Annotated in this window: 20 protein-coding genes; 12 read left to right on the top strand and 8 right to left on the bottom strand. The window is 64.4% G+C overall.

Annotation, left to right across the window (positions count from 1 at the left end; genetic code table 11):
- The first annotated feature begins 21 nt into the window (after positions 1–21).
- A complete protein-coding gene (locus tag AC1RL5_RS02825; RefSeq protein WP_011061573.1) occupies positions 22–915 on the top strand; it encodes a LysR family transcriptional regulator in 894 nt (297 codons plus the stop codon).
- Here the strand turns inward: AC1RL5_RS02825 and AC1RL5_RS02820 are convergent.
- From AC1RL5_RS02820 to dnaQ, 3 genes are all read right to left on the bottom strand, one after another.
- A complete protein-coding gene (locus AC1RL5_RS02820) occupies positions 912–1,499 on the bottom strand; it encodes a GNAT family N-acetyltransferase (RefSeq protein WP_015635812.1) in 588 nt (195 codons plus the stop codon). The two genes, AC1RL5_RS02825 and AC1RL5_RS02820, sit on opposite strands and share 4 nt — an antisense overlap.
- Before the next feature lie 14 nt (positions 1,500–1,513).
- Positions 1,514–3,769, bottom strand: coding sequence for an Orn/Lys/Arg family decarboxylase (locus AC1RL5_RS02815; protein WP_015635813.1), 2,256 nt, complete (start codon positions 3,767–3,769; stop codon positions 1,514–1,516).
- 303 nt (positions 3,770–4,072) lie between these two features.
- Positions 4,073–4,822, bottom strand: a complete 750-nt coding sequence (dnaQ, locus tag AC1RL5_RS02810; RefSeq protein ID WP_015635815.1) for a DNA polymerase III subunit epsilon — start codon at positions 4,820–4,822, stop codon at positions 4,073–4,075.
- 196 nt (positions 4,823–5,018) lie between these two features.
- Here dnaQ and AC1RL5_RS02805 point away from each other — a divergent pair, with 196 nt between their 5' ends.
- Both AC1RL5_RS02805 and AC1RL5_RS02800 read left to right on the top strand, forming a co-directional pair.
- The gene (locus AC1RL5_RS02805) at positions 5,019–5,342 is read left to right on the top strand and encodes a DUF2388 domain-containing protein (RefSeq protein ID WP_492588957.1); all 324 of its coding nucleotides are present in this window, start codon (positions 5,019–5,021) and stop codon (positions 5,340–5,342) included.
- 146 nt (positions 5,343–5,488) lie between these two features.
- Complete coding sequence (locus AC1RL5_RS02800) at positions 5,489–6,439, top strand: glycerophosphodiester phosphodiesterase family protein (protein WP_492588958.1); 951 nt, start codon at positions 5,489–5,491, stop codon at positions 6,437–6,439.
- 16 nt (positions 6,440–6,455) lie between these two features.
- On the opposite strand, the gene rnhA is transcribed toward AC1RL5_RS02800, so the two are convergent.
- Positions 6,456–6,908 (bottom strand): ribonuclease HI, encoded by a 453-nt coding sequence (gene rnhA, locus AC1RL5_RS02795; protein WP_019092917.1) that lies wholly within the window; start codon positions 6,906–6,908, stop codon positions 6,456–6,458.
- A 109-nt stretch (positions 6,909–7,017) separates the two neighbouring features.
- Entirely contained in the window at positions 7,018–7,776 is a 759-nt protein-coding gene (locus AC1RL5_RS02790; protein ID WP_011061580.1) for a methyltransferase domain-containing protein, read from the bottom strand.
- A gap of 65 nt (positions 7,777–7,841) precedes the next feature.
- Here AC1RL5_RS02790 and gloB point away from each other — a divergent pair, with 65 nt between their 5' ends.
- The 9 genes from gloB to AC1RL5_RS02745 all read left to right on the top strand — a co-directional run bounded on the left by gloB (position 7,842) and on the right by AC1RL5_RS02745 (position 19,459).
- Complete coding sequence (gene gloB, locus AC1RL5_RS02785) at positions 7,842–8,609, top strand: hydroxyacylglutathione hydrolase (protein ID WP_093404038.1); 768 nt, start codon at positions 7,842–7,844, stop codon at positions 8,607–8,609.
- Between the two features lie 99 nt (positions 8,610–8,708).
- Positions 8,709–10,136 carry a transglycosylase SLT domain-containing protein gene (locus tag AC1RL5_RS02780; protein ID WP_011061582.1) on the top strand — a complete coding sequence of 476 codons (1,428 nt, stop codon included), beginning with the start codon at positions 8,709–8,711 and terminating at the stop codon, positions 10,134–10,136.
- 171 nt (positions 10,137–10,307) lie between these two features.
- A complete protein-coding gene (locus AC1RL5_RS02775; RefSeq protein WP_011061583.1) occupies positions 10,308–12,137 on the top strand; it encodes an extracellular solute-binding protein in 1,830 nt (609 codons plus the stop codon).
- Positions 12,134–13,987 carry an extracellular solute-binding protein gene (locus AC1RL5_RS02770; RefSeq protein ID WP_492588959.1) on the top strand — a complete coding sequence of 618 codons (1,854 nt, stop codon included), beginning with the start codon at positions 12,134–12,136 and terminating at the stop codon, positions 13,985–13,987. Before AC1RL5_RS02775 ends, AC1RL5_RS02770 begins: the two co-directional genes overlap by 4 nt.
- A 2-nt stretch (positions 13,988–13,989) precedes the next feature.
- The gene (locus tag AC1RL5_RS02765) at positions 13,990–15,063 is read left to right on the top strand and encodes a microcin C ABC transporter permease YejB (protein WP_011061585.1); all 1,074 of its coding nucleotides are present in this window, start codon (positions 13,990–13,992) and stop codon (positions 15,061–15,063) included.
- A 1-nt stretch (position 15,064) separates the two neighbouring features.
- Positions 15,065–16,084: an ABC transporter permease gene (locus AC1RL5_RS02760; protein ID WP_011061586.1), complete on the top strand. Its 1,020-nt coding sequence runs from the start codon at positions 15,065–15,067 to the stop codon at positions 16,082–16,084.
- A gap of 1 nt (position 16,085) precedes the next feature.
- Positions 16,086–17,696 carry an ABC transporter ATP-binding protein gene (locus tag AC1RL5_RS02755; RefSeq protein WP_011061587.1) on the top strand — a complete coding sequence of 537 codons (1,611 nt, stop codon included), beginning with the start codon at positions 16,086–16,088 and terminating at the stop codon, positions 17,694–17,696.
- A gap of 22 nt (positions 17,697–17,718) precedes the next feature.
- Positions 17,719–18,513: an enoyl-ACP reductase FabI gene (gene fabI / locus AC1RL5_RS02750; RefSeq protein WP_015635823.1), complete on the top strand. Its 795-nt coding sequence runs from the start codon at positions 17,719–17,721 to the stop codon at positions 18,511–18,513.
- Positions 18,514–18,583: 70 nt separating this feature from the next.
- Positions 18,584–19,459: a hypothetical protein gene (locus AC1RL5_RS02745; RefSeq protein ID WP_492588960.1), complete on the top strand. Its 876-nt coding sequence runs from the start codon at positions 18,584–18,586 to the stop codon at positions 19,457–19,459.
- A gap of 63 nt (positions 19,460–19,522) precedes the next feature.
- On the opposite strand, the gene AC1RL5_RS02740 is transcribed toward AC1RL5_RS02745, so the two are convergent.
- The 3 genes from AC1RL5_RS02740 to AC1RL5_RS02730 form a co-directional block, all read right to left on the bottom strand.
- Positions 19,523–20,491, bottom strand: coding sequence for a sensor domain-containing diguanylate cyclase (locus tag AC1RL5_RS02740; RefSeq protein WP_072450199.1), 969 nt, complete (start codon positions 20,489–20,491; stop codon positions 19,523–19,525).
- A gap of 98 nt (positions 20,492–20,589) precedes the next feature.
- Positions 20,590–21,762 (bottom strand): NnrS family protein, encoded by a 1,173-nt coding sequence (locus AC1RL5_RS02735; protein WP_492588961.1) that lies wholly within the window; start codon positions 21,760–21,762, stop codon positions 20,590–20,592.
- A complete protein-coding gene (locus tag AC1RL5_RS02730; protein ID WP_065364180.1) occupies positions 21,749–22,006 on the bottom strand; it encodes a transmembrane sensor/regulator PpyR in 258 nt (85 codons plus the stop codon). The genes AC1RL5_RS02735 and AC1RL5_RS02730 overlap by 14 nt, the downstream gene beginning before the upstream one ends.
- Between the last annotated feature and the right edge of the window lie 194 nt (positions 22,007–22,200).

The raw sequence follows: 22,200 nt of genomic DNA, 5'->3' as shown, positions 1-22,200 counted from the left end.
GGCTGGAGATGGACTTCAAGCATGCGTTTACGTCATATCGAAGTGATTCAGGCGCTCCTGCAAACCGCTCACCTGGGCACTGCCGCCGAACTGCTGCAACTTTCGGTGGCCGAGGTCGAGGCCCTGCTGCGCGACGCCGAGAGCCAATTGGGCTTCATGCTGTTCGCCAGTGTTCGCGGCCGTTTGCAGGCCACCCGTGAAGCCCGGGAGCTGCAGGGAGCCATCACCCGGGTGTATGACGCTTTCGAGCCCGTGCAGCGCCTGGCCGACAGCCTGAGGTTCCACCAGGCGCCACCGCTGCGCCTCGTCGGCACCCCGCCGCTGGTTCAGCAACTGCTACCCCAGTGCATCGCCGCCCTGCGCCGGCGCTTCGCCGACACCCCTTGCAGCCTGCTCGGCCAGAGCACCCGGGACATGGTCCACAGCCTGCTGCTGCGTGACTGCGATCTGGGCCTGAGCCTGCACGATCCGCAGCACCCGGACATCCACAGCCAGGCCCTGGCCCAGGGCAAGCTGTTTCTCCTGGCGCCCCACGGCTGGCTGCAACCCAAGCAGAAATACGTCGCCCTGCAGGATCTGGCCGGCCAGGCCATGGTCGGCCTGGAGGGCCAGGACCCGCTGAGCGTGATGCTTGCCAGCAAATTGCAGAACCTGCGCCCCAGCCCGGTGATCCAGACCCGGGTGCAGACCTATCAGATGATGCGCAGCCTGGTGGAAGCTGGCGAAGGTCTGGCCATCGTCGACCCCTTCACCGCCGTCGGCGCCCGCAGCGCCGGGCTCGATGTGTGCCCGCTGTCGCCCCCCATCAGCGTCACGCTGTACGCCTTGCGGCGCCACGGCAGCGACAGCTCGCCGCTGACCACTGCCCTGCTGGAGCTGCTCACGGAACAGGCCGAGGCCCTGCTGGCAGGTTAAAGCGCCGGCCCCTCCAGCTCATTGGCGAACAGCCGGTACCAGAAGATCGCCACCTCGGCGGTCTGCGGGTCGATACCGCGGTAACGCAGGTGGTCCACGCCCCCTACCACATAGCCGCATTGCTCGTAGAGACGGCAGGCCCCCAGGTTGTTGTTCTGGGTTTCCAGCATCATCCCCGGCAGTTTTTTCCTGCGGCTCCAGAACTGCGCCACATCCAGCAGCGCCCTGGCTACCCCGTGGCGCCGCGCCGGCGCATGCACCGCCAGCTCATCGATATGGGCGTAACCGTTCCAGTTGGTGCTGACCACCACATGGCCCACCGGCTGGTCGTCCAGATAGGCCATGAAGATCTCGCTGTCCGCGGCATTGCGGTAGCTGCTGAACTCCTCCGGGTCGATGCCATAGCATTTGCGATAGGGCACGATCCGTCGCAGGGCCCAGTCCGCCACCGGCACTTCGCGTTCGGCCACGGCATAGGCGCTGACCTCAAAGCTGAAGTCGCTGCCCCAGATATAAGCGGCAAAGCCCTCATCGGCGACTCGCACCGCCAGGCCCGGATAACGGGGATTCACAACAGGTTGCATGGCCGGGAAGCTCCTCATGCCTTGATGCAATCGACGGTGTACTGGCGCCCGTCGCCCAGATCGTCATGCTGCAGCCCGTGCACATCGGCGACAAACCCCGGGAAGCTGCTGTCAAAGGCCCGGGCAAAGGCCAGGTAATCGATGATCGATCGGGTGGAATCGGTGAAACGCTCGCCCGGCATGATCAGCGGAATGCCCGGCGGATAGGGCACCAGCATCACCGCAGCGATACGCCCCTGCAACTGATCGATGGAAACCGCCTCGACCTCGCCCCGCACCAGATGGTCATAGGCATCGGCAGGCTTCATGGCCACCTCCGGCAGCACCGTGTACATGCGCTTGAGGTGCTTGGCCGTGGCGTTGCTGCGGTAGCAGGCGTGCAACTGGTCGCACAGGTCCTGCAGGCCCATGCCCTGGTAGCGCTGCGGGTCCTGCCCGGCCACGCTGGGCAGGCAGCTGGCCAGGCTGACATTGGCGTCGTAGTTGCGCTTGAACTCCAGCAGTTCGGTGAGCAGCGTGCTCCACTTGCCCTTGGTGATGCCCATGGAGAACAGCACCAGGAACGAATAGAGCCCGGTCTTTTCCACCACCAGCCCGCGCTCCCAGAGAAACTTGCTGACCACCGCCGCCGGGATCCCGTGCTCGCTCAGGGCGCCGCCCGCGGTCAGGCCGGGCATGACCAGGGTCACCTTGATCGGGTCCAGCAGCACATAGTCATCGGTGACCCCGGCAAAGCCGTGCCACTCGCCTTCAGGTTCCAGCAGCCAGTCTTCGGTGCGCACCTGGTCGATGCCCTCGACCCGCTCCGGTTGCCACACCGAGAACCACCAGTCATCGGCGGCGATGTTCTGCCGCAGGTTGGCCAGGGCCCGGCGAAAGCTCAGGGCCTCGTCGAACATTTCCTGCAGCAGCGAGCGCCCTGCCGGCCCTTCCATCATCGCCGAAGCCACGTCCAGCGAGGCGATGATGCTGTACTGCGGCGAGGTGGAGATATGCATCATGAAGGCTTCGTTGAAGCGGTCGCGGTCCAGTTGCCGGGCGCCGCCATCCTGCACGTGAATCATCGAGGCCTGGCTGAAGGCCGCCAGCAGCTTGTGGGTAGAGTGGGTGGTGAACACCAGCGGGCTGTCGGCGCTGCGGGACGTGCCCATGCCGTAGCGCCCGGCAAAGAACTCATGAAAGGCCGCATAGGCGTACCAGGCTTCGTCGAAGTGCAGCACCTCGACACTGTTGCCCAGGCTCTGCTTGATCAGCTCGGCGTTGTAGCACAGGCCGTCATAAGTGGAGTTGGTGACCACCGCCAGCTTGACCCTGGGCGGCCGGCCGCGGGTCAGCGGGCTGGCATCGATCTTGGCCTGGATCGACTCGGCGCTGAACTCGCTCAGGGGAATCGGCCCGATGATCCCCAGTTCGTTGCGCTCCGGGCACAGGTACAGGGGAATGGCCCCGGTCATGATGATCGAGTGCAGCACCGACTTGTGGCAGTTGCGGTCCACCAGCACCAGGTCATCGCGACCGACCATGGAATGCCAGACGATCTTGTTGGCGGTGGAGGTGCCATTGATCACGAAAAAGGTGTGATCGGCGCCAAAGTTGCGCGCGGCACGGGCCTCGGCTTCCGCCAGCGGGCCGGTGTGATCCAGCAGCGACCCCAGCTCCGGGACCGACACCGACAGGTCCGAACGCAAGGTGTTCTCGCCAAAGAACTGGTGAAACGCCTGCCCCACCGGGCTCTTGCGATAGGCCACGCCACCGCCGTGCCCCGGGGTGTGCCAGGAATAGTTGGAGTCGGCGGTGTGCTGTACCAGGGCCTTGAAGAACGGTGGCAGCAAGCCATCCAGGTAGCCCCGCGCGGCCCGGGCCACTTGCCGGGCCAGGAACGGCACCGTGTCCTCGAACAGGTAGAGAATGCCCCGCAGCTGGTTGAGTTCGCTCATGGCGTCGGCGGGGGCGTTTTCCAGGGTCACCTGCTCGCCCAGGGCAAAGATCGGCAGCAGCGGCGCACGTACCCGCGCCAGGCGGATCAGTTCCACCATGTTCTGCAACAGGTGCTTGTTTTCCCCGGCCCCTTCGGCGGCGATCAACATGCAGGCCAGGCCGTGATGGGTCGAAGCCACCAGCCGCCCTTCGGCATAGTCCACCGCGGAAAAGATGCTGAACCCGTCCTTTTCCAGTTCCCGGGCGATCCCCCTGACCCGGTCCCCCGCGACCGTATCGGCCTTGATGTCGCGATGCACGATCAGGATCGGAAACTGCAGGTCTTTATACATGGGGCTCAGTGTCCTGAAACGGCGGGCAGGCCCCGCCAATCAACTCAGGGTAGAAGCTGCGCACGCTTCGTGTCACCCCAGGCATGGGCTGGGTGTAACAAAACGTCGCTCTGGAACAATTGCCGGTCCATTCCCAGCCACGCCCCAACCACGCCTGTAGCCGCTGCTGAGCCTGCGAAGCTGCGATAAGGAACGAAGGGCCTTGCCTGGCGATCTCCCTCCAGGCAAGGCCCTTCGTTCCTCAATATCGCGGCGCCTCCTACGGCGCCGTTCGCCGCCTGCGGCAGCGGCCACCGCAAAGGCTTACTGCTGGGTTTCGAGCAACTGGGTCCAGAGCGCCGGGGCACCGGCGGACTTGGCGATGATTTCCAGGCGCACCTGGTGCTCGGCCAGTTCGGCCTCGCTGGCCTGGATGATCCGCCCGCGCGGGCGATCGGCCGGCAAGCGGCGGATTTCCGAAGCCTGGCCGGCCCCCTCGCCAGAGCCGTTGCCGTCCGAGGCATTGCCGGCCAGCGACAGGCTGGTCTGGCCACCGGTCATGGTCAGGTAGACGTCGGCCAGGATCTCCGAGTCGAGCAAGGCGCCGTGCAGTTCACGGCCGGAGTTGTCGACGCCGTAGCGTTTGCACAGGGCGTCGAGGCTGTTGCGCTGCCCCGGGTGCCGCTCGCGGGCCATCATCAGGGTGTCGAGGATGGTGCAGTGCTGGGTGATGTCGGCCCGTTCGTGCTGGCCCATCAAGGCGAATTCGTTGTTGATGAAGCCAACGTCGAACGCCGCGTTGTGGATGATCAGCTGCGCGCCCTGGATGAAGTCGAAGAACTCGTCGGCGACTTCGGCGAAACGCGGCTTGCCCACCAGGAATTCGTTGGTGATGCCGTGGACGCCGATGGCGCCCTCATCGCTCTCGCGATCCGGTTGCAGGTAAACGTGGAAGTGCCGGCCGGTCAGGCGCCGACCGATCAACTCGACGCAACCGATTTCAATGATCCGGTGGCCGTCGGTCACCGGCATGCCGGTGGTTTCGGTATCGAGTACAACAGATCTGTTGGCCATCAGGGGTCAGTTCTCAACGGTGGAAGTGTTTCAAAGCGCGGGATTTTAGCACGCTCTGGCGGCAGGACACCCATGGCGGATTCATCAGCCCCCAGCCTGTGCAGTTTTTAACAATCCTTAGCAAAGCTGCTGCAGTTCGCTGCAACGCAAAGCGCTAGGGTGCCCGACGATATTTTCCGCCGGACCCAGCCCTGCCATGACCCCCAGCAAAACCCGACTGGCCTGCGTGCTCTGCGCCTGCCTGTTCGCCGACCTCGTCCAGGCCAGCGCCCTGGTGATCAGCACCGACATCAGCATGAGCCTGACCCTGAGCTCAACCGAGGGCAGCTCCAAAGCCAGCAGCTCATTCAAGGACGACAAACTTGTGCTCGCCGCCCAGAGCGATGCCGCAGCCTTCGTGGCCAGCGCCGGCGAGATCCGTGGCGCCCGGTTGGAAGCCGCCCTGATGCACATTCGCCAGGTGCTCGGTGCCCCGCCCGTTAGCGACCTGCAACTGGCCAGCGCCATGCTTGCGCTCTGAGCTCCCAGGCGCATCCGCAGCTAATTCATCGCGCGCCGCAGCCGTTTCTTTATGCGAACAAGGCTATTGCGTTACCGTGCGGCCTCACCCAGGCGCGCGGGTGCTGATACCCGGCGTTGCACTCACTCCACAGGAACCGCCCTCCCATGCTCAAGACTCGACAGATGCTCCCACTGCTGCTGGCCTTGGCCTGCATCAGTGGCTGCTCTTCCCTTGCGCACACCGACAGCGGCAGCCGACAACGGCCGCTGATCGTTGCCCATCGCGGCGGCGCCGCGGACTTTCCCGAGAACACCCTGCTGGCCATCGACAACGCCCTGCGCAATAACGTCGACATGCTCTGGCTGACGGTGCAGCTAAGCCGCGATGGCGTACCGGTGCTGTACCGACCGGCCGACCTGAGCGCCAATACCCAGGCCACAGGCGCAGTCAACCAGCACACCCTGGCGCAGTTGCAGGCACTCAATGCCGGGTGGAATTTCAAGCAGACAGCAGCCGACGGCCAGGTGACCTTTCCCTATCGCGCCCAGCCGGTGAGCCTGCCGTCGTTGCGTCAGGCGCTGATGGCGATCCCCGAGTCGGTGCCGGTGATTCTCGACATGAAGGCCCTGCCGGCTGCCCCCCAGGCCCAGGCCGTCGCCCGCTTGCTGGAACAGCTGCACGCCTGGAACCGGGTGCTGATCTATTCCACCGATGCCGGCTACCAGCAGGCTTTCGCGCCCTATCCCCAGGCCCGGCTGTTCGAATCCAGGGACAGTACCCGGGACCGGCTGGCCAGCGTCGCCCTCGCCCACCACTGCAACGCACCACCTGCACCCGGCAGTTGGGTGGCTTTCGAGTACCGGCGCCCGGTGCAACTGGTCGAGACCTTTACCCTGGGCGAGGCGCGCTCCCAGGTCGATGCCCGGCTGTGGACACCCGCTGCGGTGGATTGCTTTCAGTCACGGGGCAAGGTGCGGATGCTGGCGATCGGCGTCAATACAGCCGAGGACTATCAGGCGGCCGCTTGCCTGAAGATGGATGCGGTGCTGGTGGATTCGCCCCGTGCGATGGGGGAAATGAAGCAGCGACTCGAACGGCCGCTGCCTTGTCGCTGATTGGCCGCTCAGGGCATCAGGACTGCTTGTAGCCGCGGACCTCGTCGACACCGCGGTTGGCCAACTGGTCGGCCCGCTCGTTGCCGTGATGGCCAGTGTGGCCGCGCACCCATTTCCAGGTGACGTTGTGGCGGTTGACCTGTTCGTCGAGCTGCTGCCACAGGTCGGCATTCTTCACCGGCTCCTTGGCGGCGGTCTTCCAGCCGCGCTTCTTCCAGTTGGCCATCCACTCGTTGATGCCCTTCATCACATACTGCGAGTCGGTGACCAGTTGCACATCGCACTGGCGCTTGAGCTCTTCCAGGCCGCGGATCGCCGCCATCAGCTCCATGCGGTTATTGGTGGTGTTGGCTTCGCCGCCCCAGAGCTCCTTTTCGACGCCCTTGCACACCAGCAGCGCGCCCCAGCCACCGGGGCCGGGATTGCCCTTGCAGGCACCGTCGGTAAAGATTTCTACGCTATCGCTCATCCACGCCTTCCATCAGAAAATTGCCATTAGCCCGCCGACCGCGATCGACCGGGCCCAGGGCCGGGCTACGCCGGCCGGGAGTGTATAAAAAGAGGGTTTCAACAGTTCATCAAGGCTCGGCGTTGCGGCGGTTGACCTTGGCCATGGGCAGCGGTACCAGCTTGCCCATCGGCTCGCGCCGCACCTGGCGCACCGGGCGCAGGCCCACGGCGATCTTGCGCGCCACCAACAGGTAGAAGCCGCCGCCGGACAGTTGCCAGTGCCCGGCCCTGCGCTCCCAGCCGGCCAGCCGCGCCTGCCATGCCGTTGAAGCAAGCGGCGGACGATAGCACCCGAAGCGGCGTTTCTCCAGCGCGAAGCCCAGCAGGTTGAGCCAGTCGCCGACCCGCGACGGGGAGATGCAGCGGGCCAGGCGCAACGCATCATGGGCGAACACATGGCGCAGGCCCCAGGTGCTCCAGGGGTTGATGCCGACAATCAGCAGATGCCCCCCAGGGCGCACGCTGCTGGCCGCCTCGCGCAGCAGGCCGTGGGGCGACAGGCAGAAATCCAGGCCGTGCTGCAGCACCACCACATCGGCGGCGTGCTCGCTCAGGGGCCAGGCCTGCTCCTCGCAAACGATCTCCACCCCGGGCAAGGGCGCGCCGAGACGCACGTTGCGTTGCACCTGGGGCGCCGCCGGCGGAGTTTGCGCCGAGGGCCCGTAGTGCACCAGGTAGCCGCCGAAGAAACGCCCCAGTTCCTCTTCGAGCATGCGCCGCTCTTCATCCAGCAGAAATTGCCCCAGGGGGCCGGACAGCCACTCCCGTGCCGCACTGATCAGGGCCAGCCAGTCGGGATCTGCCTGAGCGAAGGCTTTATCGGTCATTGCATTCTCCAACGCGCCAAGAAGCTCTAAGATGCGCCATTGTTTTCCGCTTGGCGAATCCGAAGATGATACAGATCAGTGCCCTGCCCGCCTTCACCGATAACTACATCTGGTTGTTACAAGATCATCGCAGCCAGCGCTGCGCAGTCGTCGATCCGGGGGATGCAGCGCCGGTACTGGCCTGGCTGGAACAGCACCCGGGCTGGGTGCTCAGCGACATACTGATCACCCACCATCACCACGATCACGTCGGCGGCGTCGAACGCCTCAAGCAGCACAGCGCGGCCACGGTCTATGGCCCGGCCCGGGAAAAGATCCCGGCCCGCGACATCGGCCTCGAAGACAACCAGCGGGTCAGCATCCTCGGCTGGGAGTTCGAGGTGTTCGCCGTGCCCGGCCACACCCTGGGGCATATCGCCTTCTACCACCATGGCCTGCTGTTCTGTGGCGATACCCTGTTCGCGGCCGGTTGTGGCCGACTGTTCGAGGGCACCCCGGAGCAGATGCACCACTCCCTCGGCCGCCTCGCCGCGCTGCCGGACGACACCCTGATCTACTGCACCCACGAATACACCCTGAGCAACCTGCGCTTCGCCCAGGCGGTGGAACCGGCCAACCCGGACATCGCCGAACGCCTGACGAAGGTCACGCAGATGCGTGAGCAAGGGCGCATGACCCTGCCCTCGACCCTGGCCCTGGAGAAATTGACCAACCCGTTCCTACGTACCGGTGAAACATCCGTTAAACAAAAAGCGGACGAACGGAATGGCCAGGATAACCAGTCGCAGAGTGCGGTCTTTGCGGCCCTGAGGGCTTGGAAAGATAAGTTCTAAGCAGGCTATCGATTGGTACAAAAATTCTGAATGGTTGACCGCACCCCGGGTGCTTTCTAGAATCGCCCGACATTTTTGCCCGGAACTTACTTCCAGCCAATGTCGTCATCTATTCGTTATTCCATCAGTTCAGACGCATTGACGCGCTTGGCCCAGGCCATCGCGGTAGCTGTGTCAGCGACTCTTGCGGGCTGCCAAAGCACCGGCCATGCCCCGCAGAGCGACGCGACACACACACAGAATTTCAACGCCCGCATCAAGCAGAAACCCATCTGGCTGAGCAACCAGCCCAGCCCGCAAGTACCCCAGGACGTCTGGGAACGCATGCGCCAGGGGTTCCAATTGCAAGAAGGCCTGGGCGTCAACCCGCGTATTGAACAGCAGCGCCTGTGGTTCGCCAGCAACCCTTCCTTCCTGGAAAATGCCGGCGAGCGCGGCAGCCTTTATATCCACTACATCGTCGAGCGTCTCGAAGAGCGCAACATGCCGCTGGAACTGGCCCTGCTGCCGGTCATCGAAAGCGCCTACAACCCCCTGGCCTATTCCCGGGCCGATGCGGTGGGGCTGTGGCAGTTCGTCCCGGCCACCGGGCGCTACTTCAACCTGCGCCAGACCCGCTTCTACGATGGCCGCCGCGACATCACCGCGTCCACCACCGCGGCCATGGACTACCTGAGCCGCCTGCACGACATGTTCAACGGCGACTGGCTGCTGGCACTGGCCGCCTACAACGCCGGTGAAGGCACGGTGAGCCGGGCCATCGAGCGCAATGAAAAGCTCGGCCTGCCCACCGACTACTGGAACCTGCCGCTGCCGGCCGAGACCCAGGCCTATGTGCCCAAGCTGCTGGCCCTGTCCCAGGTGGTGCTGGCCCCGCAGGCCTACGGCGTGAACCTCAACCCGATCGCCAACGAACCCTACTTCCAGGTGGTGGAGATCAACCAGCGCATGGACCTGTCCAAGGTCGCGGCGGTGGCCAACATCGACGAGGACGAGCTGTTCCAGCTCAACCCGGCGTTCAAGCAGCGCACCACCATCGACGGCCCCCAGCACCTGCTGGTGCCGACTTCCAAGGCACAGTTGCTGACCACCAGCCTGTCCACCATGAAACCCGAAGAACTGATCAGCAAGCGCTCCCTCAAACCGGTCTTCGACCGCGACGAAGGGCGTGATTCGCTGCGGGCCAAGCGCATCTACCGGGTCAAGAATGGCGACAACCTGACCCTCATTGCCAAGGCCAACAAGGTCGACGTCCAGGACCTGCAGCGCTGGAACAAGCTCAGCGGCAAGAACCTCAAGGTCGGCCAGACGCTGGTGATGCAGGACACCCGCAAGGTGGCCAGCAAGAAAACCAGCCTGGCCAGCAACAAGAAGAAGTCGACTCAGTACAAGGTCAAGCAGGGTGACTCGCTGTACATGGTGGCCAAGCGCTTCAATGTCGAGATGCAGCACCTCAAGCGCTGGAACCCCCGCGCGGCCCAGGCCCTCAAGCCCGGCCAGATGCTGACGGTGTACCTGCCGCACTGAAATCTCCCCTGTAGGAGCCGGCTTGCCGGCGAACAGCCTTCGCCGGCAACCCGGCTCCTACAGGAAATTTCAATTGCACGAAGCGCGCGCCAGCGAGCTTTTTCCTGCTGATACAAGCTGTTACTGTACGGAGCACAAAGCCCAAGCCGCCTGGATCGGATCTCTGTCTCGATGCGTCCCCTGCTCCTGCTCTTCATCAGCCTGGCCTTGAGCTTTCCCGCAAGCGCGACGATCACCGAAAGTCACGGTTACGCGCAGTTTGGCACGCTCAAATACCCGGCAAAGTTCACCCATTTCGATTGGGTCAACCCCGCTGCGCCCAAAGGCGGCACCTTGCGGGTCATGGCCTTTGGCACCTTCGACACCCTCAACCCCTACACCTTCAAGGGCACCAGCCCGGTCGCCACGCCGAATTTCCTGCAATACGGGGTCAACGAGCTCAACGAACCCTTGATGGTGGGCACCGGCCTGTATGCGCCTTCCGGTGATGAGCCAACTTCCAGCTACGGCCTGATCGCCCGCTCGGTGGAATACGCCGAGGACCGCAGTTGGGTGGTGTTCAACCTGCGCCCCGAAGCACGCTTTCACGATGGCAAGCCGATCACCGCCTACGATGTGGCGTTCTCCTATCGCCTGTTGCTCAAGGAAGGCCACCCGCAATACCGCACCAACCTGCAAGAAGTGCAGCGGGTGGATATCCTCGGCCCGCAGCGCATCCGCTTCGTGTTCAAGCGTGCCGGCAACCCCTTGCTGATCCTGCGCCTGGGCGAACTGCCGGTGCTGCCCCAGCATTACTGGAAGGATCGCGACTTCAAGGCCACCACCTTCACCCCGCCCCTGGGCAGCGGCCCGTACCGCATCACCCAGGTACAGCCCGGGCGCCAGCTGGTGTTCGAACGGGTCAAGGACTACTGGGGCAAGGACCTGCCAGTCAACCGCGGCTTCAACAACTTCGACCGGGTCGAAGTGGAGTTCTACCGCGACAGCGACGTGGCCTTCGAAGCCTTCAAGGCCGGCGAGTTCGACATCTATATCGAGCACCAGGCCAAGAACTGGGCCAACGGCTACAACTTCCCGGCGGTCAACCGCGGTGAGGTGATCAAGGCCCAGGTGGCGCACCAGATCCCGACCCAGACCCAGGGTCTGTTCATGAACACCCGCCGCGCCACTTTCGCCGACGTGCGGGTGCGCGAGGCGCTGGGCATGATGTTCGACTTCGAGTGGACCAACCGCACCCTGTTCAGCGGCGCCTACCAGCGCGCCCTGAGCTACTACCCCAATAGCGAGTTCTCCGCCACCGGGGTACCGCAGGGCCATGAATGGCTGCTGCTCTCGCCCTACCGCGAGCAATTGCCCGCCAGCCTGTTCAGCCAGGCCTTCAGCCTGCCGCGCACCGACGGCCGCGGCATCCCGCGGGACACCCTGCGCAAGGCCCTGGGGCTGCTCGGCGAGGCGGGCTGGAAGCTCAATGGCCAGCGCCTGCAGAACAGTGCCGGGCAGCCGCTGCGCTTCGAACTGATGCTGGTCAACCCCAACCTGGAACGGATTCTCCAGCCCTACGTGGAGAACCTCGCGAGCATCGGCATCGACGCCCGCCTGCGCACCGTGGACCGGGCGCAATACAAGCAGCGCCTGGACCAGTTCGACTACGACATGATCCTCATGACCCTCAACCAGACCCTGAGCCCGGGCCTTGAGCAATGGCAGTACTTCCACTCCAGCCAGGTCTCGGTCAAGGGCAGCAAGAACTACGCAGGCATCAACAACCCGGTGGTCGATCACCTGCTGGAACAGCTGCTGGCCGCCCAGACCCGCGACGACCAACTGGCCGCGGGCCGGGCCCTGGACCGGGTGCTGCTGTGGCAGCACTACATGATTCCCAACTGGTACCTCAACTATCACCGCCTGGCCTACCGTAACCGGTTCGCCTTCGTCACCACGCCGCCCTATACCCTGGGCCTCGGCGCCTGGTGGCTGAAGTCCATGGAGAACGCCCAATGATGCCCCTGCGTGCCCTGCTCCTGCGCACCAGCGGCCTGTTGTTCAGCGCCATCGCCTGCTATGCCCAGGCTGCGCCGCAACACGCCGTGACCCTGTACAACGAAGCGCCGAAATACCCGGCGAACTTCCAGCACTTCGACTTCGTCAATCCCGACGCGCCCAAGGGCGGCACCTTCCGCATGGCCGGCTTCGGCAGCTTCGACAGCCTCAACCCGTTCATCAGCAAGGGCGTGCCGGAGCTGAACATCGGCCTGGTCTACGACACCCTGATGGCCCAGAGCCTGGATGAGCCGTTCACCGAGTACGGCCTGGTGGCCAGCAAGATCGAGAAAGCCCCGGACAACAGCTGGGTGCGCTTCTATCTGCGCCCCGAGGCGCGCTTCAACGACGGCCAGCCGATCCACGCCGAAGACGTGGTGTTCAGCTTCCAGACCCTGATGAGCGCCGGCTCGCCGCTGTACCGCGGCTACTACGCCGATGTCGACCAGGTGATCGCCGAAGACCCGCAGCGGGTGCTGTTCAAGTTCAAGCACACCAACAACCGCGAGCTGCCGCTGATCCTCGGCCAGCTGACGATCCTGCCCAAGCACTGGTGGCAAAGCCGCGACTTTGCCAAGAGCAACCTGGAGATTCCCTTGGGCAGCGGCCCTTACAAGGTCACCGAGGTCAAGGCCGGGCGCTCGATCCGCTACGAGCGGGTCAAGGACTATTGGGCCAAGGACCTGCCGGTCAACCGCGGCTTCTACAATTTCGACGTGATCACCAGCGACTACTACCGCGACAACACTGTGGCCCTGGAAGCGCTCAAGGCCGGCCAGTTCGACTACTGGCTGGAAATGAGCGCGAAGAACTGGGCCAACGCCTACAACATTCCGGCCGTGGCCCAGGGCCGCCTGATCAAGGAGCAGATCGCCAACGGCAATCCCACCGGCATGCAGGGTTTTGTCTTCAACACCCGCCGGCCGATGTTCCAGGACGTGCGAGTGCGTCACGCGCTGAGCCTGCTGCTGGACTTCGAGTGGAGCAACAAGCAGCTGTTCAACGGTGCCTACACCCGCACCCGCAGCTACTTCGAGAACTCGGAAATGGCCGCCACCGGCCTGCCGGGGCCCGAGGAACTGGCCATCCTCGAACCGCTGCGGGGCAAGATCCCCCCGCAGGTGTTCGACCAGGCCTTCTCCCCTTCGGTGTGCGACGGCAGCGGGATGATCCGCGCCCAGCAGCGCCAGGCCTACCAGCTGTTGCAGGAAGCCGGCTGGCGCATCGTCGACGACAAGATGGTCGACGCCCAGGGCAAGCCGGTGGTGATCGAGTTCCTGCTGGCCCAGACCGAGTTCGAGCGCGTGCTGCTGCCGTTCAAGCGCAACCTGGCCGACCTGGGCATCGACCTGGTGATCCGCCGGGTCGACGTGTCCCAGTACATCACCCGGGTGCGCTCGCGAGACTTCGACATGATCGTCGGCAGCTTCCCCCAGTCCAACTCCCCGGGTAACGAGCAACGCGAGTTCTGGATGTCCTCCAGCGCCGACAAGCCCGGCAGCCGCAACTACATCGGCCTCAAGGACCCGGCCATCGACAGCCTGGTGGAAAACCTGATCAACGCCGATTCCCGCGCCAGCCTGGTGGCCCACGCCAAGGCCCTGGACCGGGTCCTGCAATGGGGCTACTACGTGATTCCCAACTGGCACATCAAGACCTGGCGCGTGGCCTACTGGGACCATATCGGCCACCCCAAGGTCGCGCCCAGGTACGACATCGGCGTCAACACCTGGTGGATCAAGCCCGGCGCCAAGCCGGCCGTTGAACCGACCCCGGACAACCAGGCGGCCCCGGCCGAAGCGGTGTACTGACCATGCTGGCCTATATCTTTCGCCGCCTGCTGCTGATCATCCCCACGCTGCTGGGCATCCTGCTGATCAACTTCGTGATCATCCAGGCCGCACCCGGCGGCCCGGTGGAGCAGATGATCGCCAAGCTCGAAGGCTTCGACGGCGCCACCAGCCGCATCGCCGGCGGCGGCGCCGAAGTCTCGGTGGCCGGTTCCAGCTACCGCGGCGCCCAGGGCCTGGACCCAGCGCTGATCAAGGAAATCGAGCACATGTACGGCTTCGACAAGTCGGCGCCGGAACGCTTGTGGATCATGATCAAGAACTACGCCACCCTGGATTTCGGCAACAGCTTCTTCCGTGACGCCAAGGTGGTGGACCTGATCAAGGAAAAGATGCCGGTGTCCATCTCCCTCGGGTTGTGGAGCACCCTGATCATGTACCTGGTGTCGATCCCCCTGGGGATCGCCAAGGCCACCCGCCACGGCAGCCACTTCGATGTCTGGACCAGCTCGGCGATCATCGTCGGCTACGCGATCCCGGCCTTCCTGTTCGCCATCCTGCTGATCGTGGTGTTCGCAGGCGGCAGCTATTTCAACTGGTTCCCCCTGCGCGGCCTGACCTCCAACGACTTCGACCAGCTGAGCTGGGGCGGCAAGATCCTCGACTACTTCTGGCACCTGGCGCTGCCGGTCACCGCCCTGGTGATCGGCCACTTCGCCACCATGACCCTGCTGACCAAGAACAGCTTCCTCGACGAGATCAACAAGCAGTACGTGGTCACCGCCAAGGCCAAGGGCCTGACCCAGCGCCGGGTGCTCTACGGCCATGTGTTCCGCAACGCCATGCTGCTGGTGATCGCCGGCTTCCCCTCGGCCTTCATCGGCATCTTCTTCACCGGCTCCCTGCTGGTGGAAGTGATCTTCTCCCTCGACGGCCTGGGCCTGATGAGCTTCGAGGCAGCGATCAACCGCGACTACCCGGTGGTGTTCGGCACCCTGTTCATCTTCACCCTGCTGGGGCTGGTGGTGAAACTGATCGGCGACCTGACCTACACCCTGGTCGACCCTCGCATCGACTTCGACAGCCGGGAGCATTGAGATGAACCTGTCCCCCCTCAATCGCCGGCGCTTCGAGCGTTTCAAGGCCAACAAGCGCGGCTGGTGGTCGCTGTGGCTGTTCCTGGTGCTGTTCGTCCTCAGCCTGGGCGCCGAGCTGATCGCCAACGACAAGCCGCTGGTGGTGCACTACGAAGGCGGCTGGTACTTCCCGGCCCTCAAGCGCTACCCGGAGACCACCTTCGGCGGCGAATTCCCCCTGGAAGCCAACTACAAGAGCCCCTACATCCGCGAACTGCTGGCGCAGAAGGATGCCTGGGTACTCTGGGCACCGATCCCCTTCAGCTACCAGAGCATCAACTACGACCTGCGGGTACCGGCCCCGGCGCCGCCCTCGGCGGACAACCTGCTGGGCACCGACGACCAGGGCCGCGACGTGCTGGCCCGGGTCATCTACGGGTTCCGGGTGTCGGTGCTGTTCGCCCTGACCCTGACCATTCTCAGTTCCATCATCGGCGTCATCGCCGGCGCCCTGCAGGGCTTCTACGGCGGCTGGGTGGACCTGGTGGGCCAGCGCTTCCTGGAGATCTGGTCCGGCCTGCCGGTGCTCTACCTGCTGATCATCCTCGCCAGCTTCGTGCAACCCAACTTCTGGTGGCTGCTGGGGATCATGCTGCTGTTCTCCTGGATGAGCCTGGTGGACGTGGTGAGGGCCGAGTTCCTGCGCGGGCGCAACCTGGAGTACGTGCGGGCCGCCCGGGCCCTGGGCATGCAGAACGGCGCCATCATGTTCCGCCACATCCTGCCCAACGCCATGGTCTCCACCATGACCTTCATGCCCTTTATCCTCACCGGCGCCATCGGCACCCTCACCGCCCTGGACTTCCTCGGTTTCGGCCTGCCGCCGGGGGCGCCATCCCTCGGCGAGCTGGTGGCCCAGGGCAAGTCCAACCTGCAGGCGCCCTGGCTGGGCATGAGCGCCTTCGCCGTGCTGGCGATCATGCTCAGCCTGCTGGTGTTCATCGGCGAATCCGCCCGCGATGCCTTCGACCCGAGGAAATGACATGACCCAGGACAACCTGATCGAAGTCCGCGACCTGGCGGTGGAGTTCGTCACCGGCGAGCACCGCCAGCGGGTGGTGCAAGGCGTCAGCTTCGACATCAAGCGCGGCGAGACCCTGGCCCTGGTGGGCGAAAGCGGCTCGGGCAAATCGGTCACCGCCCACTCCATCCTGCGGCTGCTGCCCTACCCTCTGGCGCACCACCCCAGCGGCACCATCCAGTATGCCGGGCACGACCTGCTGACCCTCAAAGAGAAGACCATCCGCCATATCCGCGGCAACCGCATCGCGATGATCTTCCAGGAGCCCATGACCTCGCTGAACCCGCTGCACAGCATCGAGAAGCAGATCAACGAAGTGCTGGGCATCCACAAGGGCCTGACCGGCAAGGTCGCCACCCGGCGCACCCTGGAACTGCTGGAGCTGGTGGGCATCCCCGAACCGCACAAGCGTCTCAAGGCCCTGCCCCACGAGCTGTCTGGCGGCCAGCGGCAACGGGTAATGATCGCCATGGCCCTGGCCAATGAGCCGGAACTGCTGATCGCCGACGAGCCCACCACAGCCCTGGATGTCACCGTGCAGCTGAAGATCCTCGAGCTGCTCAAGGAACTGCAGGCGCGCCTGGGCATGGCGCTGCTGCTGATCAGCCACGACCTGAACCTGGTGCGGCGCATTGCCCACCGGGTCTGTGTCATGCAGAAGGGCTGCATCGTCGAACAGGCATCCTGCGAAGATCTGTTCCGCGCGCCGCAGCATCCCTACACCCGGGAACTGCTGGCCGCAGAACCCAGCGGCCTGCCGGCGGCCAACGAGATTGGCCCGCCGCTGCTGGAGGTTAACAACCTCAAGGTCTGGTTCCCGATCAAGAAAGGCCTGCTGCGCAGCACCGTGGATCACGTCAAGGCAGTGGACGGCATCCACTTCAGCCTGCCCCAGGGCCAGACCCTGGGCATCGTTGGTGAAAGCGGCTCGGGCAAGTCGACCCTGGGCCTGGCGATCCTGCGCCTGATTGCCAGCCAGGGCGGCATTCGCTTCGAGGGCCAGCAACTGGACAGCCTGACCCAGCAACAGGTTCGGCCGCTGCGGCGGGAAATGCAGGTGGTGTTCCAGGACCCTTTCGGCAGCCTCAGCCCGCGCATGAGCGTGAGCCAGATCGTCGGCGAGGGCCTGCGCATCCACAAGATAGGCAGTGAGCAGGAGCAGGAACAGGCCATCATCGAAGCCCTCAAGGAGGTCGGCCTGGACCCGGACACGCGGCACCGCTACCCCCATGAGTTCTCCGGCGGGCAGCGCCAGCGCATCGCCATTGCCCGGGCCCTGGTGCTCAAGCCGCGGCTGATCCTGCTGGACGAACCGACTTCGGCCCTGGACCGCACGGTGCAGCGCCAGGTGGTGGAACTGCTGCGCACACTGCAAAGCAAGTACAACCTGACCTACTTGTTCATCAGCCACGACCTGGCGGTGGTCAAGGCCCTGAGCCACCAGTTGATGGTGATCAAGCACGGCCAGGTGGTGGAACAGGGGGACGCCGGGGGCATCTTCGACGCCCCGCAACACCCTTACACACGGCAATTGCTGGAAGCCGCCTTCCTGGCTCCGGCAAGCGCCGAATAACCTGAAACAGGAGTAGCAACATATGGGTTTTCTCGCTGGGAAGCGTGTCCTGATCGTCGGTGTCGCCAGCAAGCTGTCGATCGCCTCCGGCATCGCTGCCGCCATGCATCGTGAAGGCGCCGAGCTGGCCTTCACTTATCAGAACGAAAAACTCAAGGGCCGGGTCGAGGAGTTCGCCGCAGGCTGGGGCTCCAGCGCCGAGCTGTGCTTCCCTTGCGATGTGGCCAGTGACGAGCAGATCGCCCAGGTCTTCACCGCGCTGGGTAAAAAATGGGACGGCCTGGACTGCATCGTCCACTCCGTGGGCTTCGCACCTGGCGACCAGCTCGAAGGCGACTTCACCGATGCCACCACCCGCGAGGGCTTTCGCATTGCCCACGACATCAGCGCCTACAGCTTCGTGGCCCTGGCCAAGGCCGGTCGGGAAATGATGAAGGGCCGCAACGGCAGCCTGCTGACCCTGTCCTACCTGGGCGCCGAACGCACCATGCCCAACTACAACGTGATGGGCATGGCCAAGGCCTCCCTGGAAGCCGGCGTGCGCTACCTGGCCGGCTCCCTGGGCCCGGAGGGCACCCGGGTCAACGCCGTTTCCGCCGGCCCGATCCGCACCCTGGCCGCCTCGGGGATCAAGAACTTCCGCAAGATGCTGGCGGCCAACGAGGCGCAAACCCCGCTGCGGCGCAACGTCACCATCGAAGAAGTCGGCAACGCCGGCGCCTTCCTCTGCTCGGACCTGGCCTCGGGCATCAGCGGCGAGATCATGTACGTGGACGGCGGTTTCAACACCACCGCCATGGGCAACCTCGACGAGTGATCTGCGGCGGTGGCGAGGGGGCTTGCGCCCTCGCCACCCTGCCCCTTCCTGCTCATTGGAAAGGCCAAACATGAAGCTGTGCTATCTGTTGCTCGTACTTTTTCTAGCCGGCTGCGACAACAATCAAGATAAAGCCCCGAATAAAACCCGGAGCAGCGTTGCACGCCTGCACATCCCCTTGGGAACACCGGTTGCCGAGTTCCTGGAAAAGAGCCCGGTGAGCTTTACCGCCGACTGCCTGGATGCGGTCAACCTATGTTGGTATGAGGCGGATCGTCAGGGAGCACTCCTTGACCTGAGCCTGGCCCAGCCCGAGGGCACGCTTGAACTGGATCAGGTGGCCGGGCTGCTGATTGCCGTTGATGGCAATACCTCAAACGCCATCCAGGAATTGAACATCGACCTTCGCGGGCTGCCGGACAACAGCACTCACAAGGCCAACAAGGCGCTTGTCTATAACCTTCTCAGGACGTTGAAGAACGCTGGATGGCAAAAATACTACTTCCCTTCCGACCCCCGAATAGCCGCTGGCGAGTTGCACAAGCTGGACTGGAAGGAAAGCCTCCTGGGTACCCAGCCACTCAGCCACCCGCTGTTCGATGCCAACCATGAGATGAGCCTTGAGCAGTGGCTGGGCAACAACATGTTCTATGACTGGTATCTCTATCACGGCAACTACATTGCGCATGTCCGAGCCCTGCGCTACGACTCGAAAAGCGCCCCCCTGCAAAGCGCTGTCTACTTGATAAGCCTGAACCTGATATCCCTGGACATGTTCTGGACCCGCGACTTTGCAGAGGCACAAAGAGCCCAATGGAGAACCCTGTTCCCTGCGCATTTGAAAGAACGGCTGCAACGTCGCTCAGAAGTTGAAAGCCGAGCCAGGGCGGCCGGGGTCGACATCGAGGAAAGCTATAGCCCACCGCTGATGGAGCGCGGCCAATAGCGCCCTGCCACTGACGCCCTTCCCTGCCCCGCGTCACCGGGCAGGGCTTGGCGGCAGCAACCCTCAGCGAGCCCGCTTGCCCGCCTGCTTGTGCAGGTACATGGCCTTGTCGGCGTCTGCCAGCAACGCCTCGATGTCGGGATGGCGTTCGGTGTCGTATTCGATCTGGCCGACGCTGAAGCGGATGTCATAACCCCGCTTCAAGGTGGCATTGCGCTCGTCGAGAATCTCCCGCAGGCGCGCCATGATCGCCGAAGTCTCGACATGGTCGGCAGCGGTCAGCAGGGCCACGAACTCATCGCCCCCCAGGCGGCCGATCACGTCGCTCTCGCGAAAGGCGATGCGCAGCACGTCGGCGAAGGTCTTCAGGGCACCGTCGCCTTCGGCATGGCCGTAGGTGTCATTGATCTGCTTGAAGTCGTTGAGGTCGAAGAACAGCAGGGTCGCCGGTTTTTCCAGGCGCTTGCACACCCCCAGGGCATGCCGGGCCAGGGCCTCGAAGCCGCGGCGATTGGACAGCAGGGTCAGCTCGTCCATGCTGGCCATCTGCACCGCCGCGAGTTCCTGCTCGGCCATGCGCGCCAGGTCCCGTAGCAGTGCCCGATCCTCGTCGTCCAGGTCGCGGGGCTTGATGTCGATCAGGCACAGAGTGCCGAGCTTGCTCCCATTGGTGACCGTCAGCGGGCAACCGGCATAGAAGCGGATGCCCGGCGCGCCCACCACCAGCGGGTTGTCGTGGAAGCGTTCGTCCAGGCCGGCATCGGGCACGGTGAGGATCTGGTCGCCGAGGATCGCGTGGCCACAGAAGGAAATGTCCCGCGAGGTTTCGCTGACGTCGAGCCCCACGCAGGACTTGAACCATTGCCGGTCGGCATCCACCAGGCTGACCAGGGCAATGGGCACGTTGAACAGACGCTTGGCCAGCCGGGTCAGGCGGTCGAAACGCTCCTCAGGTGAGGTATCGAGCACATTCAGCTCCCGCAGGGTCTGGATTCTCAAGGCCTCATTGTTGGGTTTGCTGGGATACAACATCGCTGACTCCATTCGCGGCTAAGATCCCAAGCGTAGTCCAGAATAACGACGGTTTATCATCTAAAGCGGCGCGGCAGGAGCCAGTGAGCAGGTGGCCCTCACAACCGGGGGGTCAACAGAATCCTCCCGTAGCCAGCCACGAACACGGCAAACGCCAGGCCTGCCAGCAGCGCTGAAAAGCCCAGCCCCAGGCTGCTGAACGGCACCAGCAGGACCCGGCACAAGGCCGCCAGGAACAGCAGCGCAAAGCCACCGGCCATGGCCCGCGAAGCCTGCAGGGGCCGGCCACTGTGGCCGAGGCTGACCCGCGCCACCATGCCCAGCACCAGCCCGCCCAGGCCACCCACCGCCAGGGCATGGGTCACCAGGCTCTGGGGTATCGACCAGCCCAGGTGCCAGAGGGCCATGCCCAGGGTTGCCAGGGCCAGCCACCCGTAGGCCAGGTACAGCGACCAAAGCAACGGCACCCGCCACAGCCCCGGCCGGTGCCAGCGCCACAAGCGCCAGCCTTGCAGCCCCGCCAGCAGGGCGAACAGCGGCGCCAGCCACCCGCGGGGAGCATCACCGCCGCCCAGGGCCATGGACAACGCGGCCAGCAGGCTGCCCACCAGCAGCACCCGGGTCGGCCAGGGCGATGTCGGCGCCTGGGGGGGCAGTTGCAGCCCGCGCTGGATGAAGAAGGGAATCACCCGGCCGCCGATCACCGTCATCAGGGTCGCCACCAGCCACAAGGCGCCCAGTTCGCCGCGCCGCTGCCAGCTGTCCTGGTGTTCCAACAGGCCCCACAGGGTCAGCCCCTGAAACAGCGCCAGCAGCCCCAATACCAGGACCATGGGGTAGTTCTCGCGCTTGCCGGCGCACCACAGCTCGCGCCCGATCACCGCCGCCAGCAACGGCATGAACGCCAGTTGCACCACAACGAACAGCGGGCCCGGCAGCGGCAGCCACCAGGCCAGGCGCCCCGCCAGCCACAGCAGCCACAGCAACAGCAACGGCGTACGGCTCAGGCCCGGGCGGCCGGTCCAGTTGGCCACCGCCGTCAGCAGGAAGCCGGCAACGATCGCCACGGCAAAGCCGAAGAGCATTTCGTGACGGTGCCAGGCCAGCATCCCGGCCACCGGTTGCAGGCCCGCCAGCGCACCATGCAGCCACAGGCCCCAACCCATCAGGGCAAGGCAGGCGAAGCCGGCGCCGGCGAGGAAGAACGGGCGGAATCCCAGGCTCCAGAGGGGCTGGCCGGTCCAGCGGTGCCAGGCTTCAGGCAAAGACACAGGCAGCCCTCCCCTGGCACTGGGCCATGCGCCGCTGGGCCAGCAGGCGCATGACATAACCGATCTTCAACAGGGTCGGCCCGATAATCACCAGGCTGTGCATCAGCACCAGGGTGGCGATAGGCAAATGCCCGGAATGGACATAGGCGGCGTACACCCCCAGGCCCAGCAACAGGCTGCCCGACCCCAGCAGCGCATTGGACAGGTGCAGTACATGCAGCGGCGAATCGAAGTAACGGCTCATTTCTACAACTCCTCGAACACACAATGGCATGACTGCCCCCTTCACGTTTCATGCCAGCGCACAGAGCCCGTAAAACCGGGCCCTGCCACCTCAAGAGTCTTTATGACCAGATAAAGAAGAAGTCATAAAGACCGCCAACGAAGTCAATATGACTGCATTTTTCCCCGCTGCCCTTTTTCGCCGGCAAGGGCAGA

Source organism: Pseudomonas sp. GW822-FHT06D10 (assembly GCF_058799535.1).
Note: the sequence above shows the minus strand (reverse complement) of the source record. Positions and strands in the feature narration are given on the sequence as shown.

Excerpts from the sequence above, each read along its gene's own strand:
- AC1RL5_RS02825 (WP_011061573.1), top strand. The coding sequence starts at position 22 with ATGCGTTTACGTCATATCGAAGTGATTCAGGCGCTCCTGCAAACCGCT.
- AC1RL5_RS02820 (WP_015635812.1), bottom strand. The coding sequence starts at position 1,499 with ATGCAACCTGTTGTGAATCCCCGTTATCCGGGCCTGGCGGTGCGAGTC.
- AC1RL5_RS02815 (WP_015635813.1), bottom strand. The coding sequence starts at position 3,769 with ATGTATAAAGACCTGCAGTTTCCGATCCTGATCGTGCATCGCGACATC.
- dnaQ (WP_015635815.1), bottom strand. The coding sequence starts at position 4,822 with ATGGCCAACAGATCTGTTGTACTCGATACCGAAACCACCGGCATGCCG.
- AC1RL5_RS02805 (WP_492588957.1), top strand. The coding sequence starts at position 5,019 with ATGACCCCCAGCAAAACCCGACTGGCCTGCGTGCTCTGCGCCTGCCTG.
- AC1RL5_RS02800 (WP_492588958.1), top strand. The coding sequence starts at position 5,489 with ATGCTCAAGACTCGACAGATGCTCCCACTGCTGCTGGCCTTGGCCTGC.
- rnhA (WP_019092917.1), bottom strand. The coding sequence starts at position 6,908 with ATGAGCGATAGCGTAGAAATCTTTACCGACGGTGCCTGCAAGGGCAAT.
- AC1RL5_RS02790 (WP_011061580.1), bottom strand. The coding sequence starts at position 7,776 with ATGACCGATAAAGCCTTCGCTCAGGCAGATCCCGACTGGCTGGCCCTG.
- gloB (WP_093404038.1), top strand. The coding sequence starts at position 7,842 with ATGATACAGATCAGTGCCCTGCCCGCCTTCACCGATAACTACATCTGG.
- AC1RL5_RS02780 (WP_011061582.1), top strand. The coding sequence starts at position 8,709 with ATGTCGTCATCTATTCGTTATTCCATCAGTTCAGACGCATTGACGCGC.
- AC1RL5_RS02775 (WP_011061583.1), top strand. The coding sequence starts at position 10,308 with ATGCGTCCCCTGCTCCTGCTCTTCATCAGCCTGGCCTTGAGCTTTCCC.
- AC1RL5_RS02770 (WP_492588959.1), top strand. The coding sequence starts at position 12,134 with ATGATGCCCCTGCGTGCCCTGCTCCTGCGCACCAGCGGCCTGTTGTTC.
- AC1RL5_RS02765 (WP_011061585.1), top strand. The coding sequence starts at position 13,990 with ATGCTGGCCTATATCTTTCGCCGCCTGCTGCTGATCATCCCCACGCTG.
- AC1RL5_RS02760 (WP_011061586.1), top strand. The coding sequence starts at position 15,065 with ATGAACCTGTCCCCCCTCAATCGCCGGCGCTTCGAGCGTTTCAAGGCC.
- AC1RL5_RS02755 (WP_011061587.1), top strand. The coding sequence starts at position 16,086 with ATGACCCAGGACAACCTGATCGAAGTCCGCGACCTGGCGGTGGAGTTC.
- fabI (WP_015635823.1), top strand. The coding sequence starts at position 17,719 with ATGGGTTTTCTCGCTGGGAAGCGTGTCCTGATCGTCGGTGTCGCCAGC.
- AC1RL5_RS02745 (WP_492588960.1), top strand. The coding sequence starts at position 18,584 with ATGAAGCTGTGCTATCTGTTGCTCGTACTTTTTCTAGCCGGCTGCGAC.
- AC1RL5_RS02740 (WP_072450199.1), bottom strand. The coding sequence starts at position 20,491 with ATGTTGTATCCCAGCAAACCCAACAATGAGGCCTTGAGAATCCAGACC.
- AC1RL5_RS02730 (WP_065364180.1), bottom strand. The coding sequence starts at position 22,006 with ATGAGCCGTTACTTCGATTCGCCGCTGCATGTACTGCACCTGTCCAAT.